Raw genomic sequence first — 17219 nt, 5'->3', positions numbered from 1 at the left:
CTCCGGACCCTCGCGTCTCGTAGGCGTCGAGAAGGCCTGCTGCATGCGGTTGTTCGTATTCGCCCTGCGGTCTCCGCATGACCGCAGGGCGTGTTGCGCAAACTGCTCCGATCAGGGCTTGATGTCGCGTCGTGCCGGGCCGACGTAGAGCTGACGCGGACGACCGATCTTGTATTCCGGATCGGTGATCATTTCGTTCCACTGCGTGATCCAGCCGACCGTACGCGCCAGCGCGAAAATGCAGGTGAACATCGAGGTCGGAATGCCGAGCGCCTTCTGCACGATGCCCGAGTAGAAGTCGACATTCGGGTACAGCTTCTTCTCGATGAAGTACTCATCCTCCAGCGCGATGCGTTCCAGTTCCATCGCCAGCTTGAACAGGCGGTCGTTCTGCAGGCCCAGTTCGTTCAGCACTTCGTGGCAGGTCTGGCGCATCAGCTTGGCGCGCGGATCGAAGTTCTTGTACACGCGGTGTCCGAAGCCCATCAGCTTGAAGCTGTCGTTCTTGTCCTTCGCGCGAGCGATGTACTCGGGCACGCGCGACACGTCGCCGATTTCTTCCAGCATCTGCAGGCAGGCTTCGTTCGCACCGCCATGCGCCGGACCCCACAGGCAGGCGATGCCGGCGGCGATCACTGCATACGGGTTGGCGCCCGACGAACCGGCAAGACGCACGGTCGAGGTCGAGGCGTTCTGCTCGTGGTCTGCGTGCAGCGTGAAGATGCGGTCCAGAGCCTTGACCAGCACCGGATTCGGCTTGTACTCCTCGCACGGCGTGCCGAACATCATGTACATGAAATTGCCGGCATAGCACAGGTCGTTGCGCGGGTACATGAAGGGCTGGCCGACCGAATACTTGTACGCCATCGCGGCGATCGTCGGCATCTTGGCGATCAGGCGGTTGATCGAAATGTCGCGATGCGCCTGGTCGGAAATGTCCATGCCGTCATGGTAGAAGGCGGACAGTGCGCCGACCACACCGGCCATGATGGCCATCGGGTGCGCGTCACGGCGGAAGCCGGCATAGAAGCGGGCCAGCTGTTCGTGCAGCAGCGTATGACGCTTGATCTGGCTGACGTACTCGGCCTTTTCTTCGACGTTGGGCAGTTCGCTGTTCTTCAGCAGGAAACACACGTCGAGGAAGTCGCAGTGCTCGGCCAGCTGTTCGATCGGGTAACCGCGATACCACAGTTCGCCCTTGTCGCCGTCGATGTAGGTGATGGTCGACTTGCAGCTTGCGGTGGAGAGGTAACCGGTGTCATACGTGAACATACCGGTCTTGGCATACATCGAACGGATATCCACCACATCAGCGCCAGCGACGCCGCTCATGATCGGGAACTCGGTGGTCTGACCTTCGATGGTCAGCGTAGCAGTGCGTTGATTTGTCATGTCTAACCTCTTCACTTCCTCAAAATGGCCCGGATCGACTCCGTTGCGCTCTCACGCTGCACGCAACAGGTCAACCATCCCCTTCAGACGCGTCTCCTCGCACTGCTCGCGTCCGCTGACAATCGCCAACAAGGTGATGTCGTCGTAATGGAGCAGTTCGAACAACTCTGCCCTCTGGTCTGTAGTCAAGCTTTCAAGATGATGCTCGATGAAGCGCTGCAGGATCAGGTCGAGCTCGAGCAAACCGCGTCGGCAATGCCAGAGCAGCCGACCGGGGCTGACCTGCTGATCGTTCGCGCTGTCCATGCTCAGACGGCCCGGCGGACCATCATGTCCTTGATCTTGCCGATGGCGCGCGTCGGGTTCAATCCCTTCGGGCATACATCGACGCAATTCATGATGGTATGGCAGCGGAACAGTCGATACGGATCTTCAAGGTTGTCGAGACGTTCGCTGGTCGCCTGGTCGCGCGTGTCGGCGATGAAGCGGTAGGCGGCAAGCAGACCGGCCGGGCCGACGAACTTGTCCGGATTCCACCAGAAGGACGGGCAGGATGTCGAGCAGCATGCGCACAGGATGCACTCGTACAGGCCGTTCAGTTCCTCGCGATCTTCCGGCGACTGCAGGCGCTCGCGCTCCGGCGGATGCTCCGGGTTGATCAGGTAGGGCTTGATCGAGTGGTACTGCTTGAAGAACTGGGTCATGTCGACGATCAGGTCGCGCACCACCGGCAGGCCCGGCAACGGGCGCAGCACGATGGGCGTGGCGATCGAATCCATGTCGGTCAGACAGGCCAGACCGTTCTTGCCGTTGATGTTCATCGCATCCGAGCCGCACACGCCTTCGCGGCACGAGCGGCGGAACGACAGCGTGTCATCCACATCCTTGAGTTTGGTCAGCGCATCGAGCAGCTTGCGTTCGGTGCCGTCGAGCTCGAGCGAGATCGACTGCATGTAGGGCTTCTCGTCGCGGTCCGGGTCGTAGCGGTAGATACTGAATTCGACAGTACGGGCGGTCATCCTGTGATCCTCAGTAAGCGCGCTTCTTCAGCGCGATGGTGTCAACGGTCAGCGGCGTCATGTTCACCGGCTTGTAGTCGAGCTTGTTGCCCTCGCGGTACCACAGCGTGTGCTTGAGCCAGTTGGCGTCGTCGCGGCCGTCCGGAAACTCCGGGCTGTCGATCGCATCGTCACGCACGTGGGCACCGCGCGATTCGGTACGCGCATTGGCCGACACCATGGTCGCCTTGGCGACCTCGATCAGGTTGTCCAGTTCGAGCGCTTCGAGACGCGCGGTATTGAATACCTTGGACTTGTCCTTGATTTCGGTGTTGGCCACCTGCTGTTCGATCTCGGTGATCTTGCTGACACCTTCCTCCAGCATGTGCTTGAAGCGGAACACGCCACAGTGGGCCTGCATCGTGCGCTGCATCGCCAGCCGGGTCGCGCCGACGGCGGTGCCGCCGGTCTGCGTTTCGAGCCGGTTAAGGCGCGACAGCGAGTAGTCGGCCGCGTTGGCCGGCAGCGGCTTGTGTGCCACCGGCTGCGCCTTGATGTACTCGACCATCGACTCGCCGGACGACTTTCCGAACACCAGCAGATCGAGCAGCGAATTCGTGCCCAGTCGGTTGGCGCCATGCACCGACGCGCAGGCGCACTCGCCGGCCGCGTAGAAACCGGGTACCGGCTCGCTCGGGTTGCCGTTCTTCGGAACGACGACTTCGCCGTGGTAATTGGTCGGGATGCCGCCCATCTGGTAGTGACAGGTCGGCACCACCGGCAGCGGCTCCTTGATCGCGTCGACGCCGGCAAACTGGATGCCGATTTCGCGGATGCCCGGCAGGCGCTTCATGATCGTGGCCGGATCGAGGTGAGTGATATCCAGCATCACGTGATCCTTGTTCGGACCACAGCCACGACCTTCGTTGATTTCGGTCACCATGGCGCGCGATACCACGTCACGCGAGGCCAGATCCTTGGCGTTCGGCGCATAGCGCTCCATGAAGCGCTCGCCATCGGCGTTGCGCAGAATGCCGCCTTCGCCGCGCACGCCTTCGGTGATCAGCACGCCCGCGCCGGCAACGCCGGTCGGGTGGAATTGCCAGAACTCCATGTCCTCCAGCGGAATGCCGGCGCGTGCCGCCATGCCCACGCCGTCACCGGTGTTGATGAAGGCATTGGTCGAGCTGTAATAGATGCGACCGGCGCCGCCCGTGGCGAACAGCACCGCCTTGGCGTGAAATATGTAGACCTCGCCGGATTCCATTTCCATTGCGGTCACGCCGACGACGTCACCCGCTTCATCGCGGATCAGGTCGAGCGCCATCCATTCGATGAAGAACTGGGTGTTGGCCTTGACGTTGCGCTGATACATCGCATGCAGCATCGCGTGGCCGGTGCGGTCGGCGGCCGCACAGGAGCGGCGCACCGGCTTTTCGCCGAAGTTCGACATGTGACCGCCGAACGGGCGCTGATAGATCTTGCCGCTGTCCGTCCGGTCGAAGGGCATGCCGTAGTGTTCCAGCTCGATGACGACTTCGTTGGCCTTGCGGCACATGAATTCGATCGCATCCTGGTCGCCGAGCCAGTCGGATCCCTTGATTGTGTCGTACATGTGCCAGTGCCAGTGGTCTTCCTCGGAATTGCCGAGCGAGGCGGCCACGCCGCCCTGCGCCGCCACGGTGTGGGAACGGGTCGGAAACACCTTTGACAGGACGGCCGTGCGCAGACCGGCTTCCGACAACTGGATCGCGGCGCGCAGGCCGGCGCCACCAGCGCCGACGATCACTGCGTCAAACTTGCGTATGGGTGTGCTCACTTACAGTCTCCACAAAACTTGCGCTGCCCAGCCCAGATAGCCGATCAGCAACAGCAGGGTCACCGCATGCAGCACGAGGCGCACGCTGGTGGGCTTGATGTAGTCCATGTAGATGTCGCGCACGCCGACCCAGGCGTGATACATCAGTGACGCAAAAAACAGGAAGGTCGCGAAACGCATGAACCCACCGGCGAACAGACCACGCCAGTTGTCGTAGTTCAATTCGCCCATGAAAAGCACGCCAATTGCAAAGATCAACGTATATACGGCCATCACGACCGCAGTGATGCGCTGGCCCAGCCAGTCCTTCAGCCCGTAATGGGCACCGACAACAACCCGAGTCACCACAGTTTCACCCCCAGAATCACGGTAAGCGTCAAGCTCACGACCAGCACTGCGACAGAACTTTTGCGCGCGGCAGCCAGTTCCAGTCCCTGGTGCATGTCGAGCAGCAGGAAACGGATACCGGCACAGAAATGGTGCAGATAGGCCCACATCAGGCCCAGCAGAAGGAGCTTTGCAAGCGGGTGGCCCACCACCGCGCTGAAGGTATCGAAGGTTTCCGGCGAGCCGAGACTGGCGGCGAACAGCCACAGCAGAAGCGGCAGACAGAGGAACAGTCCGGCACCGCTGACCCGGTGCAGGATGGACACGATGCCCGGGATCGGCAGCCGTATTGCGGTCAGCTGCAGGTGTTTCGGTCGGGTCTTGCTGGCTGTATTGGCCATCTGGCTCGCTCTCCTAGGATGATCGTGTGGCAGGAAACGGGATTGCGCCGGGTCCGCTAACTCAGGGTGTTCAGGTAGTAATGGTCGGCGGTGGAGCACAGGCCGCGCCGCCATTCGACAGGTTCGTCGTCGTAGGTGTAGGCCACGCGCTCGACCGACAGCAGTGGCGTGTTTTCCTGCACTTCGAGGTATTCGGCGCTCTGGCGATCTGCCGGCACTGCGCGCAGGCGTTCTTCGGCACGCACCATGCGCACGCCGAAGCGCGTTTCGAAAAAGGAGTACAGGGAGCCCTGGTGTTCCTTGAGCACATCGAGGTTGAGCCCGGGAAAAAGGTCTCCGCGCAGATAGATTTCGTCTATCACGACCGGCTTGCCTGCGAACTTGAGCAGACGGCGCACGATGATGATCTGCGAACCTACCTCGACGTCGAGCGTACGCGCCACTTCCTGACCCGCGCGGGCGCGCCAGCACTCGAGCGGCACGCTCTGCGACGATTCGATGCCGCCGTTGATCGGGGCAAGACGAAGAAAACGGAAGAAGGCACGTGGATCGTGATGCGTCGCAACAAAGGTCCCCTTGCCTTGTTTGCGTACCAGCAGGTTGTCGGCCGCCATCTCGTCGATGGCCTTGCGCACCGTACCCTGACTCACGCTGAAGCGCTGCGCCAGTTCGGTTTCGCTCGGTATCGACTCACCCGGACGCCATTCGCCACTTTGCAGCGCCTGGGTCAGCAGCACACGTATCTGGCGATACAGCGGACTGAACGTTGGGGATTCCTGTGCCATGCAACAATTTCAGCACAGAAATCCCATCACGTCTACAAGGTGTCTCATGTCTTATATATGATATAAATCGTTCCCGCGCTGACAGGCACCCGGACACCAGGCGGGTTCCGCTCCGGTACGTCTGTCTTGTGCTGTGTGTCAAAGCACCGCAGGTCGGCCATAATCCTGCTGCGCACAACGCACTTTTACGCACCACTCCCATCCTCATCCAGGAGACTCACATGTCAAAGACGCCCCTCCGCGTCGCGGTGACCGGCGCCGCCGGTCAAATCGGTTACGCCCTGCTGTTCCGTATTGCCAGCGGCGAAATGCTCGGCAAGGACCAGCCGGTCATCCTTCAACTGCTCGACCTGCCGCAGGCCCAGAAGGCGCTCACCGGCGTGATGATGGAACTGGACGACTGCGCCTTCCCGCTGCTCGCCGGCATGGTGGCCACCGACGACCCGAACGTCGCGTTCAAGGACGCCGACTTTGCCCTGCTCGTGGGCGCGCGCCCGCGCGGCCCCGGCATGGAACGCAAGGACCTGCTGACCGAGAACGCCAAGATCTTCACCGTGCAAGGTGCCGCAATCGGCGCGCATGCCGCCCCGACCTGCAAGATCCTGGTGGTCGGCAATCCCTGCAACACCAACGCCTACATCGCGCTGAAGACCGCTGCCAAGGCGGGTGGCCGCGTGCCGGCGAAGAATTTCACCGCCATGCTGCGTCTGGACCACAACCGTGCGCTGTCGCAGCTGGCAACCAGGCTGAACCGTCCGGTGGCTTCGTTCAGGAAGATGGCCGTGTGGGGCAACCACAGCCCGACGATGTATGCCGACTACCGCTTCGCCACCTCGAATGGCGACAGCGTGGCCCAGCTGGTGAACGACCAGGAGTGGAACGCCAAGACCTTCCTGCCGACCGTCGGCAAGCGCGGCGCCGCCATCATCGAGGCGCGCGGCCTGTCGTCGGCCGCCTCGGCCGCCAATGCGGCCATCGACCACATGCGCAACTGGCATCTGGGTTCGGATGGTGACTGGGTGACCATGGGTGTACCGTCGGATGGTTCGTACGGCATTCCGGAAGGCCTGATCTTCGGCTTCCCGTGCATCTGCGCCAACGGCGAGTACAGCATCGTCAAGGGCCTGGAAATCGACGAGTTCTCGAAGCCCTATGTGGCCAAGACGCTGGCCGAACTGGAAGAGGAGCGCGCCGGCGTCGCCGACCTGCTCTGATCCGTCAGGCTTGAAACAGAAGAAGCGGCCCGGTAACGTGGCCGCTTTTTTGTTGCCCGGACATCCCGCATGACTTCAGCCGCGCCGGTTCATCCACGCGACGTCCTCTATCAGGGCGAGCGGGCCTTCCCCATCCTCCCGGCCGTCGATCATTACGCCGGCTCGGAAAAGCTGATGCGCAAGGCGCTCGCGCTGCAGGGCGAACGGGGCCCGGTGTTCGACCTCACCTGCGATTGCGAGGACGGTGCCGCGGCCGGCAACGAAGGCGCACACCGCCTGCTGTGCGCGTCCATCATCAATGATGCCGACAACCTTTTCGGGCGGATCGGCGTGCGCATCCACGATGTCACGCATGCGCAGTGGAAAGCCGACATGGATGTTCTGGTCGGCGAAGCCGGCGACCGGCTGGCCTTCATCACGCTGCCCAAGGCGCGCTCCGCCGACGATGTACGCACCCAGCTCGACTGGCTGCGCACCTGCGAAACGCTGGCCGGCGTGAAGCGCGCGATTCCGGTGCATGTGCTGATCGAAAGCCACGGCGCGCTGCGCGAGGTGTGGGACATCGCGCGCCTCGATCGCGTCGAATCGCTCGATCTCGGGCTGATGGATTTCGTCAGCGCCCATCATGGCGCGCTGCCGGGCGACGCGATGAAAAGCCCGAAGCAGTTCGAGCACCCGATCATCGTGCGCGCCAAGTGCGAAATCGCCGCCGCGGCGCATGGGTGCGGGGTGGTGCCTACGCACAACGTCACCACCGAAATCCGCGACATCGAGTACATCCGGCGCGACGCCGAACGGGCGCGCCACGATTTCGGCTTCATGCGCATGTGGAGCATCCATCCGAACCAGATCGAGCCTATCCTGAGCGCCATGCGACCGGATTTCAGCGAAGTCGAAGACGCGATCGCCATCCTGTGCGCGGCACAGGACGCTAGCTGGGGGCCGACGCGCCACCGCGACACGCTGCACGATCGCGCGTCCTACCGCTACTACTGGGAGTTGCTGGCACGCGCCCACGCCACCGGCATGGCCCTGCCGGATGCGGTGCGACAACGTTTCTTCTGACCCCAGATGCCGACAAGTCCGCCCCGTACCCGTGAATGTGCCGTGCTGTTTGCCGATCTGGTCGGCAGCACCCAGCTTTACGAACGCATGGGCGACACGGCCGCGTTCGCGCTGATCGACCGCTGCCTGCGCACCATGTGCGATTCGGTGATCGGCAGTTCCGGCACCGTCATAAAGATGACCGGCGACGGTCTGCTGGCGATTTTCCGCGCCTGCGACCACGCTGCTGAAACGACGCTGGCCATTCACCGCGACATCGACGGTCTGCCGCTGGCCAAGCACTTTTCACTCGGCGTGCGCACGGGCTTTCACTTCGGCCCGGTGGTCGAATCGGGCAACGACATCTATGGCGAGTCGGTGAATATAGCGGCCCGACTTTCGGAACTGGCCAGCCACGGCCGCGCCATCGTATCGACCGAAGCTGCCGTGCGGCTGAGCGAACACTGGCAGCCGAAGATCCGCCCGCTGCCGCCGCGCGTCGTCAAGGGCGTCGCGCGCTCGGTCGAACTGTGCGAGATGCGCTGCGAACATTCCGACCACGTCACCCAGATCGGCGGCCTGACGATGAGCAGCGGCCGTGTCGAAATGCGCGTCTACCACGGCGGCCGCGTCTGGCTGCTCGGCGATGAACACCCGCGGCTGCGCATGGGGCGCGACATCGATGTCGACATCGGCATCAAGGACGCGCGCGCGTCGCGCCAGCACTGCGACCTCGAATTCAGGCGCGACCGCTTCGTGCTGACCGACCGCTCGAGCAACGGCACCTTCGTCACCATCGAAGGCCGGCAGGAATTTGCGCTGACCCGCGAAGAAGTGGTCGTCGACGGCCACGGCTGGCTCGCTTTCGGCTCTCCGCGCAGCGCGGCGAGCGATGTGGTCGAATTCTTCTGTCTGGGCTGAACACGCGGGACGGGCGGCGTATTCTCGGCCACTTCAGCAGCCTCGAAGGTCCTCATGCGCAAACCCGAAGAACATCGCCTCGCCACCCGCGCGATCCACGGCCACACCGCCGACGACGCCTGGGGCAGTCCCTACCCGCCGATCTACAACACCACCACCTTCGGTTTCGATTCGACGGCCGATCTGCTCGACGTGATCGACGGTCGCACGCGCGGCGGGCTGTACACGCGTTACGGGCTGAACCCGACCATCCAGGCGCTGGAGGAGACGCTCGCCGGTCTCGAGTCGGCCGAGGCCTCGTGGGTGTTCTCCTCCGGCATGGCGGCGCTGAGCACGCTGTTCCTGACGCACGGCCGCAACGGTATCGTCTGCGTCGGCGATGCCTATGGCGGCACGCTGGAACTGCTGGGCCAGCAGTTGCCCGGCCTCGGGCTGCGCACGCACTGCATCCTGGGCAATGAGGGTGACAGGCTGGATGCCCTGCTCGCAGACGGCGTGAAGCTGGTGTTCTTCGAAACGCCGACGAATCCGACGCTGGACGTCGTCGATATCCGCGCCATGGCCGGCAAGGCGCATGCGCACGGCGCGCTGGTCGCCATCGACAACACCTTCGCCTCGCCGGTGAACCAGCGTCCGCTGGAACTGGGCGCGGACCTCGTGATGCACAGCGCGACCAAATATCTGGGCGGTCACAGCGATCTCACTGCCGGCGCGCTGATGGGCAGCAAGGCACTGCTCGAACCCATGTGGGCCTGGCGCAAGAATCTCGGCACCGTGCCGTCACCGGAAACCGCCGCGCTGCTGTCGCGCAGCCTGCGCACGCTGGTCGTGCGTGTGCGTCAGCACAATGCCAATGCGCAGGCGGTGGCCGAGGCCATGGCGCATCACCCGAAGATCGCGCGCGTGCATTACCCGGGCTTGCCTGATGCGCCGGGCCACGGACTGGCGAAGGCGCAGATGGACGGCTTCGGCGGCATGTTGAGCATCGTCGTGCGCGGCGACGGCAGCGAAGCCACCCGCGTCGCCGACCGCCTGCGCCTGATCAGGCTGGCGCCGAGCCTGGGCGGCGTCGAAAGTCTGGTCACCCAGCCGTGTACCACCACCCATCATGGCCTCACGCCGGAGGAACGCGCTCGACGCGGCATTCCGGACGCGATGCTGCGGCTGTCCATCGGCATCGAAGACGCCGATGACCTGATCGCGGATCTGCAGCAGGCACTGGGCGACGCCTAGTCAGGTGGGTGACTTGCCCTAGAACCCGAAGCCCATCTGGCCGCCGTCATCGGCCTTCGCCTTGCGACGACGACGCACACCTTCGCGATCGGGGTTGCGACTGCCGTGCTGCACGAACACGCGGCGTGCTTCGGCACCGGCCTCCGGCAGGCGGCGAACCGCCCACACCGCATCGCGCGCCGCGCGCGCAGCATCGAGGTGCTCGACCACCGGCGCCGGATAGTCGCGGCCGATCACGCAACCCGCCCGCATCTGCTCATCCGGCGTCATGCGCCACGGTTCGGCCAGCAATTCGATCGGCACACGCGCCAGTTCCGGCAGCCAGCGGCGAACGAAAATGCCTTTCGGATCCTGATCGATCTGCTGCTTGACCGGGTTGTAGATGCGCAGGGTGTTGATGCCGGTCACGCCGGACTGCATCTGCACCTGTGGGTAATGGATGCCCGGCTCGTAGTCGGTGAACAGGCGTGCCAGATGCAGCGCCGGCTCGCGCCAGTGGTTCCACAGCTGATAGGACGAAAACGCGATCAGCATGGCGCGCATGCGGAAATTGATCCAGCCGGTCGCATCGAGAGAGCGCATGCAGGCATCGATGAACGGATAGCCGGTTTCGCCACGGCACCACGCGGCGTGGCGGGCAGCCGAAAAGTCCGCCTCGCGCAGCCCTTCGTACAGACGATTCACCGGGTGGAATTCGATCTCCGGTTCGGATTCCAGCTTCTGCATGAAGTGGCAGTGCCAGTGCAGCCGGCTTTCGAACGACTTCAGGCCGGCCAGCGCCGCCGCGCCCTGCGGAACATGCGCACGGGCCAGCCAGCCGGACCGCGCGCGCCACACCGCATGCACCACCTCGCGCAGCGACACGATGCCCAAGGCCAGATGCGGCGACAGGCGCGAACAATCGTCGCCGGCCGACAGCGGACTGGACATGCCGCGCCGGTAGCGCGGCACGCGCTCATCGAGAAACTGATCGAGTTCGTTCAGCGCCAGCGCCCTGCCCGCGCGCTGACGCCCGTCGATGTCGCGCGACACCAGACCGACTGCCGCGGCGTCCGGCGGCACCACACTGACCATGCCGGCCACCCGCGCCGGCGTGATGCGCGGCGGCGGACCGGCTGGCGCCGGGCGCATGACCGACATCCAGTGCGCGGACCACTCGTCGCGATCGCGCAGACGCCGGACCACCGCACCATTGGGATACTCGCGCCACGGAACCCCCTGGGCACGGCACCAAGCGGCCACCGCGCGGTCCCTGGCAAAGCTCGACGCATTGCCGGTCTCTTCATGGCTCCACAGCCCTTCGATGCGGTGGCGGCGATGCAGCGCATCGAACACCTCGGGCAGCGCGCCGCGCAGCCGAAGCAGACGCAGGCCGATGTCCGCGAGCGCGGCGTCGAGGTCATCGAGTGCTTCGTTCAGGAAGCCGAGGTGGCGAGCGTCGGCATCGGGTGCACCCAGCAGTGCGTCTTCATAGACGTACAGGGCGAGCACCGGGCCGGCCAGCGCCGCCGCGCGCAGCGGCGCGTGATCGGTGATGCGCAGGTCGCGCTTGAACCAGGCGACCTGCATCGCCGGTTCAGGGCAACGCCAGCGCCGCCGCGCGCAGCGGCGCGTGATCGGTGATGCGCAGGTCGCGCTTGAACCAGGCGACCTGCATCGCCGGTTCAGGGCAACGCCAGCGCCGACGCGGCGAGGCAGATCGTGACGATGACGCTGAGCAGCGTGCGCAGCTGCAGGTACCAGGGTTCGAGCGTGAGCGTGCGCGCGAGCCGCGCGTCCATCCACCAGCAGGCGGGCACGGCGGCGCACAGCAGCCAGAAGCCGGTGCCGAGGGGCGCAAGCAGCGCCAGCCAGGCCAGCAGAGAGGGCAGCACGCCCCAGCCCAGCGCCTGCCACAGCGCGGCGCGGTCGAGCGTGGCATCACGCATCGCCAGTCCCCAGTGCAGCGCACCGATGAAACTGACGATGGTGGCCGCATAGGCCAGCTGGGCCAGGGCAATCCAGCCGCGTGGCGCGGCGTCGACATACATCGCGACCGTCAGGCCGACGAACGGGATCAGCCCGGCCAGACCCAGCACCCGGGCCGGCGCGCGCGCCAGCGGATTCAGGACGGTATTCATCGGTGTCAGCGGTGCCAGGGCCGGCCCACCTCGGCCTTCGGCGCCACGCTTTGCCAGAAGCGCGTGAACGACGGCATGGCGCGCGGCGGGTCTTCGAACTGCCGTGCCACCGGTTCGGCCAGCATGCCCGCTTCCGCGATCGCCTCGCGATAGCCCGGGTTGTGCGTCTGCATGGTCATCAACCGCACACCGCCGAGCTGCCGATGCAGGGTCTTCGCATCGCCGACCACGATGCCGTCGCAGGCCTCCCGCATGCGGGTCAGCACGAACTGCCAGCGCGCCTCGTTCCACGCAAAGCGTTCGTGAAACGACGGCTCGATCCAGCCGATCACGCGTCCCTGCGGCGGACAGCCGAGCGACCAGGGGTGCATCAGCCACACTTCGCCATCCTGCGGCATCGACCAGTTGTCGGGATCCAGCACTGCACCCACCGGCGGCTCGCCGATCGCTCCGGCACGCAGGCTGTGCGGGCCGCAGTCGCCGCGGTGACGGGCAAGCTGGTCGAGCGCGTCGTATCCGGCATCGAGCACCGTATCGCGACTGGCCCACTGCGGTGCGTAGCGCTCGACGTTCTCCGCATTGAAAAGATAGGGTTTTCCGGTCAGCGTGCCGGCCACCCACTGCCAGGACAGCGTATTGGACGCGAGATCGCCATCGAGCAGGTGGCGATACATCCACATCGCGCCGGTGCGCCAGTCGGTCTTGCGCAGATGCACGACATAACTGGCCAGCCACATCCGGGCATGGTTGTGCAGATAACCGGTGCGGTACAGCGTGCGCACCGCCTGATCGATCACCGGCACACCGGTGCGTCCTTCGACGACATCCTGCGGCATGGCTGGCGCATAGTGCGGGGCAGGTGGCGGGCGGCGCGACTCGAAGATGTCGTCGCTCCAGTGCCGCCACAGGTGGTGAAAATACTCGCGCCACGCCAGTTCGAACACGATCTTGTCCTCCGGCGCCAGCGTGCAGCGCTGAGACAGGCGTTCGATCACCTGCGGCACGTCGACGAAACCGTGCGTCAGGTACGGCGACACGCGGCTCACGGCACCGTCGATGTGGTTGCGCGTGCGGGCGTACGTCACCGGCTGAATGGCGTCGATGCGTGCCAGTGCAGCAGCGACGGTCGCCGGAAAGTCGGCCACGCCGCCGGTGGCGTCGGCAAAGTGCGGATCGGAAAAGAGGTCTGTCATGTCGGGGCGTCACCTGTGTCAGCTGAGGACACAGACCCGAAGAAGCGATAAAAAATCCCGCTGTCGCAGGGCAGGACTCAGACAACCGGACCAAACCTGCGTGGGTGACTACAGGCTGACCAGCGCGAGCATCAGAGGCGTCGTCACGGCGGCCAGTGCGGTCGACATCAGCAGGCTGCCGGCCACCGGGCCCTGCATGACCTGGAACTGGCGCGACATCAGATAGACGTTGGCCCCGACCGACAGCGAGGCGAGCAGCACGACGGTGCGCGTTTCCGTTTCGGGCAGGCCCAGCGCCGCGGCCAGTCCCCAGACGATCAGCGGATGCAGACCCAGCTTGAGCACGCTGATCGACGCGCTCTGCCGCCAGTGCGAGCGCACACCGAATTCGGCCAGCCCCATGCCGAGTGCAATCAGCGACAGCGGCAGCGCGGCGTCGGCCAGCATTTTCAGCGGTTGATCGATCAGCCCGGGCAGCGTCAGTCCGCTCAGACCGAACAGTGTGCCGGCGAGAATCGCAGCCACCAGCGGGTTCGTGAGCACGCCGCGTGCGGTCTTGCCGAATCCGGACAGGGTCAGCGCACCGTGGCGCGCCCATTCCACCGAAACAGTGACCAGCGTCCACAGGATCAGGGCGTTGAACACCACCACCAGCGCCGCCGACGGCATAGCCGACTCGCCGAGCAGCGTATGCGTCAGCGGCAGACCGAGCAGCACATTGTTGGAAAACACGCCCCCCAGCGCGAACAGCGACTGCGACACGCCGTCCAGACCGAACAGTCGTGCCGACACGAGACGGCCGATCACGAACACGATCAGGCAGGCACCGAAAAAGGCAATCAGCAGGCGCGCATCGACCGGCGGCAGACTGGCGAAGCCGCTCATCAGGCGGAACAGCATGGCCGGCAGTGCAATGGTGAACACGAATTTCGCCAGCGCATCGGCGCCGGCCTTGTTCCAGCCACCCCATTTCATGATGGCGTAGCCGACGAACACCAGGACGAACAGCGGCGCGGCCAGCAGGATCTGTTGCAGGGCCGGGTTCATGGATGCACCACGCGGCAGTCCGGGCAGCATGTGGAATGCGAACGACGAGGGAGTTCGAACACGGAAGCGGGCGGCAACTGCTAAGGATGAACGACGCGCAGGATAGCAGCGGGCGCTGATGCCATCACGGGGTCACGTATTCAAGAGTGCGCGGTGCGCTGCCGTTAGCACCACTTAACTTCTCCATTCGAGCGTCCTTCATGGCCCAAGCAACGTTAGCAGTGGTAGCGGAGGCCGAAACGCCCTGCGGAGCCGACATCGTCCACAGTGCCAGTGGCGTGTCGGCGCGATACAAGGGTCTGAAGCTGACCAGTCACTTCCAGCCCATCTTCAGCCTGTCGCACTGTCGCGCCATCGGCCACGAAGGCCTGCTGCGCGCAGCCGACGCCGACCTCAACCCGGTTGCACCGGGACGGGTCATCGCCGGCACGTCGGGCTACGAAGACCTGCGCTATCTCGATCAGCTGTGCCGCTATCTGCACGTGAACAACCATTCGGCCCACGATACGCACGGCGGCTGGCTGTTCCTGAACATCCATCCGGAAGTGTTCCGGCGCGGCCCGGACAGCGACCTGTCGGACTTCCTGCCCGAGTTGTGCGAACACCCGGACATCGATGCACGCCGCATCGTCATCGAAGTGATGGAGCAGGCCGTATCCGAACACGCCGGCTTTGCCCGCACGGTCGAATACCTGCGCGAAATGGGCTGCATGATTGCGCTCGACGACTTTGGCGCCGGCCATTCGAATTTCGACCGCATCTGGTCGCTGCAGCCGGAAATCGTCAAGCTCGACCGATCGTTCGCGATCAAGTCGGTGGACGACCCGTCGGCCCGTCGACTGTTGCCGCAGATCGTCAGCCTGATCCACGAAGCCGGCTCGCTGGTGCTGCTGGAAGGCGTCGAGACCGAAGCACAGGCGCTGGCCGCGTTCGATTCGGACATCGATTTCGTGCAGGGCTTCTACTTCGCCATGCCGGCCGCAGCGCCGGTCGATACGCGCGAAGTGAGCCCGGTGATCAATGCGCTGTGGGACCGCTTCAACACCACGCGCGGCAACGGTGCCCAGCGTTACCGCGAATTGATCGGCCCCTACATCCACGCCATGGGCGGCTGCGCCGTGCTGCTCGAAGAAGGCATGCCGATGGCCGAGGCCTGTCAGGCCTTCCTGCAACTCGAACGCGCCGACTGCTGCTTCCTGCTCGATGAGCAGGGCCGTCAGGTCGGCCGCAATGTGCGTCCTTCCCATTCCGCCGGCCCTGAAGAAAGCCAGTACCGCGCGCTGTCGATCAACCGCCACGCCCGCTGGTCACGCCGGCCCTACTTCAGACGCGCGGTCGACAATCTGGGCAAGGTGCAGGTCACCCGTCCCTATCTGTCGATCTCGTCCGGCGTGCTGTGCGTCACCGTATCGGTCGCCTATCGCGATTGGGATGACGAATTGCGCGTGCTGTGCGGCGACCTGCACTGGCCGCAGGTGGTCTGACGCAGCGCGACGCCGCGACACGGTTGAACCGTCGCACGCGCGACCTGTCTTCAACGTCGTTGACGTGTTACCTTTTTGCCGATGAATGCATTGTCCAACCTGATGCGCCCCTGGATGCGGACTCTGGTCCTGCTGATCCTGGTCGGCGCCGTGCCGCTGCAGGCGTTCGCGCTGCAGTGTCAGGTTCGTTGCGCACTCGCCGATCCGGCGATGCCCGGGCAGGTGCAGCTCGATGCCGCCATGGATGACGCCATGTCCGGCCATGATTGCCACAGTGCGGTCGACGTGTCGGACGACTGCCCGAATGATGGACAGTGCGGTGCGCAGTGCGCCGCTGCCCAAGCGATCGCGCTGCCGATGACTGGCGCAACACACTGTCCGGCGGCGATCGACCGGGTCAGCGCACAGCCCGCGCCCGACCGGTCGTCGCATACGCCACTACCTCCCGAACGTCCTCCCAGACAGGGCTGAACACGCCGATCGCGACGCCTGCGCGTCGCAGCCGTTGTTCAACGTTCAGGAGTTCATCATGCTCGATCCATCGGGTTCGCCCGCGCGCGACTTGCGCTCGCGTACGCTGGCCGCCCTTGCGCTCAGTGCGCTCGCCGGCCAGGCGCACGCGGGTTTCTTCATTCCGCGCGACATCACGATGTTCATGTTCACCGCGTCACCCGACGCCCAGATGGCCGAAGTGGCGCACGGCTTCCGCGCCGACCTGTCGGTGGCTGCCGGCCAGTCGCGCTACCTGTCGGACGACGAAAGCATCGAACGCCGTTACACCACGCTGCAGGCCAACTGGCTGGTGCATCGCCACTACGGCCGGGACGGCATCGCCAATGCATACATATATGGTGGCCCGCTCGCCGCACGCGGAAGCGCCTACGACGAGGCAGGCACCGACAGCGGCAGCCGCAGCGGTGTGCATGGCGGCTTCTGGATGGACTACGAAACCCGGCGCATCTACACCCGGCTGTCCACCCACCTGTACCACGCCGGCAGCCAGACCCAGGCGGTCACCACCGCCCAGGCGCTGTGGGCGCCCTACGCCGCCGACTACGAAGACATCGCGCTGTGGTTCGGCCTGCAGGCCGAAAGGCGCAGCACCTTGTCGGACGCAACCCAGATCACTCCGCTGGTACGAGTGTTCCAGCGCCGCTGGTGGGTGGACGTCGGTGTCAGCGTCAACAGCCAGCATCGTGGTGACGGCTTCGTGAACGTCATGCTTCTGTTTTGAATTCAAG

18 protein-coding genes are annotated in these 17219 nt (G+C 64.7%); 7 read left to right on the top strand and 11 right to left on the bottom strand.

The genetic code is table 11. The features are described from left to right. Positions 1 to 111 precede the first annotated feature (111 nt). From gltA to NMQ16_RS12995, 7 genes are read right to left on the bottom strand one after another with little or no spacing between them, the layout of a single operon-like run. Positions 112 to 1392: a citrate synthase gene (gene gltA / locus NMQ16_RS13025; protein ID WP_257081173.1), complete on the bottom strand. Its 1281-nt coding sequence runs from the start codon at positions 1390 to 1392 to the stop codon at positions 112 to 114. A 51-nt stretch (positions 1393 to 1443) separates the two neighbouring features. Continuing rightward, on the bottom strand, positions 1444 to 1698 hold the full coding sequence (locus NMQ16_RS13020; RefSeq protein WP_257081172.1) for a succinate dehydrogenase assembly factor 2: 255 nt from the start codon (positions 1696 to 1698) through the stop codon (positions 1444 to 1446). 2 nt (positions 1699 to 1700) lie between these two features. Next, positions 1701 to 2411, bottom strand: a complete 711-nt coding sequence (locus NMQ16_RS13015; RefSeq protein WP_069037594.1) for a succinate dehydrogenase iron-sulfur subunit — start codon at positions 2409 to 2411, stop codon at positions 1701 to 1703. A 10-nt stretch (positions 2412 to 2421) separates the two neighbouring features. Next, positions 2422 to 4209: a succinate dehydrogenase flavoprotein subunit gene (gene sdhA, locus NMQ16_RS13010; protein WP_257081170.1), complete on the bottom strand. Its 1788-nt coding sequence runs from the start codon at positions 4207 to 4209 to the stop codon at positions 2422 to 2424. Next, a complete protein-coding gene (gene sdhD / locus NMQ16_RS13005) occupies positions 4210 to 4557 on the bottom strand; it encodes a succinate dehydrogenase, hydrophobic membrane anchor protein (RefSeq protein ID WP_257081169.1) in 348 nt (115 codons plus the stop codon). Then, positions 4551 to 4937, bottom strand: coding sequence for a succinate dehydrogenase, cytochrome b556 subunit (gene sdhC / locus NMQ16_RS13000; protein WP_257081168.1), 387 nt, complete (start codon positions 4935 to 4937; stop codon positions 4551 to 4553). Before sdhC ends, sdhD begins: the two co-directional genes overlap by 7 nt. Before the next feature lie 56 nt (positions 4938 to 4993). Continuing rightward, the gene (locus NMQ16_RS12995) at positions 4994 to 5722 is read right to left on the bottom strand and encodes a GntR family transcriptional regulator (protein WP_257081167.1); all 729 of its coding nucleotides are present in this window, start codon (positions 5720 to 5722) and stop codon (positions 4994 to 4996) included. Positions 5723 to 5943: 221 nt separating this feature from the next. On the opposite strand from NMQ16_RS12995, the gene NMQ16_RS12990 reads away from it, so the two are divergent. The 4 genes from NMQ16_RS12990 to NMQ16_RS12975 all read left to right on the top strand — a co-directional run bounded on the left by NMQ16_RS12990 (position 5944) and on the right by NMQ16_RS12975 (position 10134). Next, positions 5944 to 6936: a malate dehydrogenase gene (locus tag NMQ16_RS12990; RefSeq protein ID WP_257081166.1), complete on the top strand. Its 993-nt coding sequence runs from the start codon at positions 5944 to 5946 to the stop codon at positions 6934 to 6936. A gap of 69 nt (positions 6937 to 7005) precedes the next feature. Continuing rightward, positions 7006 to 8001, top strand: coding sequence for a CoA ester lyase (locus tag NMQ16_RS12985; RefSeq protein WP_257081165.1), 996 nt, complete (start codon positions 7006 to 7008; stop codon positions 7999 to 8001). 6 nt (positions 8002 to 8007) lie between these two features. Then, the gene (locus NMQ16_RS12980) at positions 8008 to 8901 is read left to right on the top strand and encodes an adenylate/guanylate cyclase domain-containing protein (protein WP_257081164.1); all 894 of its coding nucleotides are present in this window, start codon (positions 8008 to 8010) and stop codon (positions 8899 to 8901) included. Positions 8902 to 8955: 54 nt separating this feature from the next. Further along, positions 8956 to 10134 carry a PLP-dependent aspartate aminotransferase family protein gene (locus NMQ16_RS12975; RefSeq protein WP_257081163.1) on the top strand — a complete coding sequence of 393 codons (1179 nt, stop codon included), beginning with the start codon at positions 8956 to 8958 and terminating at the stop codon, positions 10132 to 10134. An 18-nt stretch (positions 10135 to 10152) separates the two neighbouring features. On the opposite strand, the gene NMQ16_RS12970 is transcribed toward NMQ16_RS12975, so the two are convergent. The 4 genes from NMQ16_RS12970 to NMQ16_RS12955 form a co-directional block, all read right to left on the bottom strand. After that, complete coding sequence (locus tag NMQ16_RS12970; RefSeq protein ID WP_257081162.1) at positions 10153 to 11703, bottom strand: cryptochrome/deoxyribodipyrimidine photo-lyase family protein; 1551 nt, start codon at positions 11701 to 11703, stop codon at positions 10153 to 10155. A 95-nt stretch (positions 11704 to 11798) separates the two neighbouring features. After that, positions 11799 to 12254: a DUF3429 domain-containing protein gene (locus tag NMQ16_RS12965; protein WP_257081161.1), complete on the bottom strand. Its 456-nt coding sequence runs from the start codon at positions 12252 to 12254 to the stop codon at positions 11799 to 11801. A 5-nt stretch (positions 12255 to 12259) separates the two neighbouring features. Continuing rightward, positions 12260 to 13447, bottom strand: a complete 1188-nt coding sequence (locus NMQ16_RS12960) for an FAD-binding domain-containing protein (protein WP_257081160.1) — start codon at positions 13445 to 13447, stop codon at positions 12260 to 12262. Positions 13448 to 13555: 108 nt separating this feature from the next. Beyond that, positions 13556 to 14494, bottom strand: coding sequence for an AEC family transporter (locus NMQ16_RS12955; protein ID WP_257081159.1), 939 nt, complete (start codon positions 14492 to 14494; stop codon positions 13556 to 13558). Positions 14495 to 14694: 200 nt separating this feature from the next. On the opposite strand from NMQ16_RS12955, the gene NMQ16_RS12950 reads away from it, so the two are divergent. From NMQ16_RS12950 to NMQ16_RS12940, 3 genes are all read left to right on the top strand, one after another. Then, on the top strand, positions 14695 to 15978 hold the full coding sequence (locus NMQ16_RS12950; protein WP_257081158.1) for an EAL domain-containing protein: 1284 nt from the start codon (positions 14695 to 14697) through the stop codon (positions 15976 to 15978). Positions 15979 to 16092: 114 nt separating this feature from the next. Next, positions 16093 to 16449: a hypothetical protein gene (locus NMQ16_RS12945; protein WP_257081157.1), complete on the top strand. Its 357-nt coding sequence runs from the start codon at positions 16093 to 16095 to the stop codon at positions 16447 to 16449. 58 nt (positions 16450 to 16507) lie between these two features. Continuing rightward, a complete protein-coding gene (locus tag NMQ16_RS12940; RefSeq protein ID WP_257081156.1) occupies positions 16508 to 17212 on the top strand; it encodes a hypothetical protein in 705 nt (234 codons plus the stop codon). Positions 17213 to 17219 lie beyond the last annotated feature (7 nt).

The organism is Methyloversatilis sp. XJ19-49 (genome assembly GCF_024580145.1).
Taxonomy (GTDB): Bacteria; Pseudomonadota; Gammaproteobacteria; order Burkholderiales; family Rhodocyclaceae; genus Methyloversatilis.
The sequence above is the reverse complement of the archived record's forward strand: the minus strand, read 5'-3'. Positions and strand labels throughout refer to the sequence as shown.

Bases quoted from the DNA above. Each gene is read 5' to 3' on its own strand.
- NMQ16_RS12985 (WP_257081165.1), top strand. From the start codon at position 7,006: ATGACTTCAGCCGCGCCGGTTCATCCACGCGACGTCCTCTATCAGGGC.
- NMQ16_RS12950 (WP_257081158.1), top strand. From the start codon at position 14,695: ATGGCCCAAGCAACGTTAGCAGTGGTAGCGGAGGCCGAAACGCCCTGC.
- NMQ16_RS12945 (WP_257081157.1), top strand. From the start codon at position 16,093: ATGCGGACTCTGGTCCTGCTGATCCTGGTCGGCGCCGTGCCGCTGCAG.
- NMQ16_RS12960 (WP_257081160.1), bottom strand. From the start codon at position 13,447: ATGACAGACCTCTTTTCCGATCCGCACTTTGCCGACGCCACCGGCGGC.
- gltA (WP_257081173.1), bottom strand. From the start codon at position 1,392: ATGACAAATCAACGCACTGCTACGCTGACCATCGAAGGTCAGACCACC.
- NMQ16_RS13020 (WP_257081172.1), bottom strand. From the start codon at position 1,698: ATGGACAGCGCGAACGATCAGCAGGTCAGCCCCGGTCGGCTGCTCTGG.
- sdhC (WP_257081168.1), bottom strand. From the start codon at position 4,937: ATGGCCAATACAGCCAGCAAGACCCGACCGAAACACCTGCAGCTGACC.
- NMQ16_RS12995 (WP_257081167.1), bottom strand. From the start codon at position 5,722: ATGGCACAGGAATCCCCAACGTTCAGTCCGCTGTATCGCCAGATACGT.
- NMQ16_RS12940 (WP_257081156.1), top strand. From the start codon at position 16,508: ATGCTCGATCCATCGGGTTCGCCCGCGCGCGACTTGCGCTCGCGTACG.
- NMQ16_RS12975 (WP_257081163.1), top strand. From the start codon at position 8,956: ATGCGCAAACCCGAAGAACATCGCCTCGCCACCCGCGCGATCCACGGC.
- NMQ16_RS12955 (WP_257081159.1), bottom strand. From the start codon at position 14,494: ATGAACCCGGCCCTGCAACAGATCCTGCTGGCCGCGCCGCTGTTCGTC.
- NMQ16_RS12990 (WP_257081166.1), top strand. From the start codon at position 5,944: ATGTCAAAGACGCCCCTCCGCGTCGCGGTGACCGGCGCCGCCGGTCAA.
- NMQ16_RS12970 (WP_257081162.1), bottom strand. From the start codon at position 11,703: ATGCAGGTCGCCTGGTTCAAGCGCGACCTGCGCATCACCGATCACGCG.
- NMQ16_RS13015 (WP_069037594.1), bottom strand. From the start codon at position 2,411: ATGACCGCCCGTACTGTCGAATTCAGTATCTACCGCTACGACCCGGAC.
- NMQ16_RS12965 (WP_257081161.1), bottom strand. From the start codon at position 12,254: ATGAATACCGTCCTGAATCCGCTGGCGCGCGCGCCGGCCCGGGTGCTG.
- NMQ16_RS12980 (WP_257081164.1), top strand. From the start codon at position 8,008: ATGCCGACAAGTCCGCCCCGTACCCGTGAATGTGCCGTGCTGTTTGCC.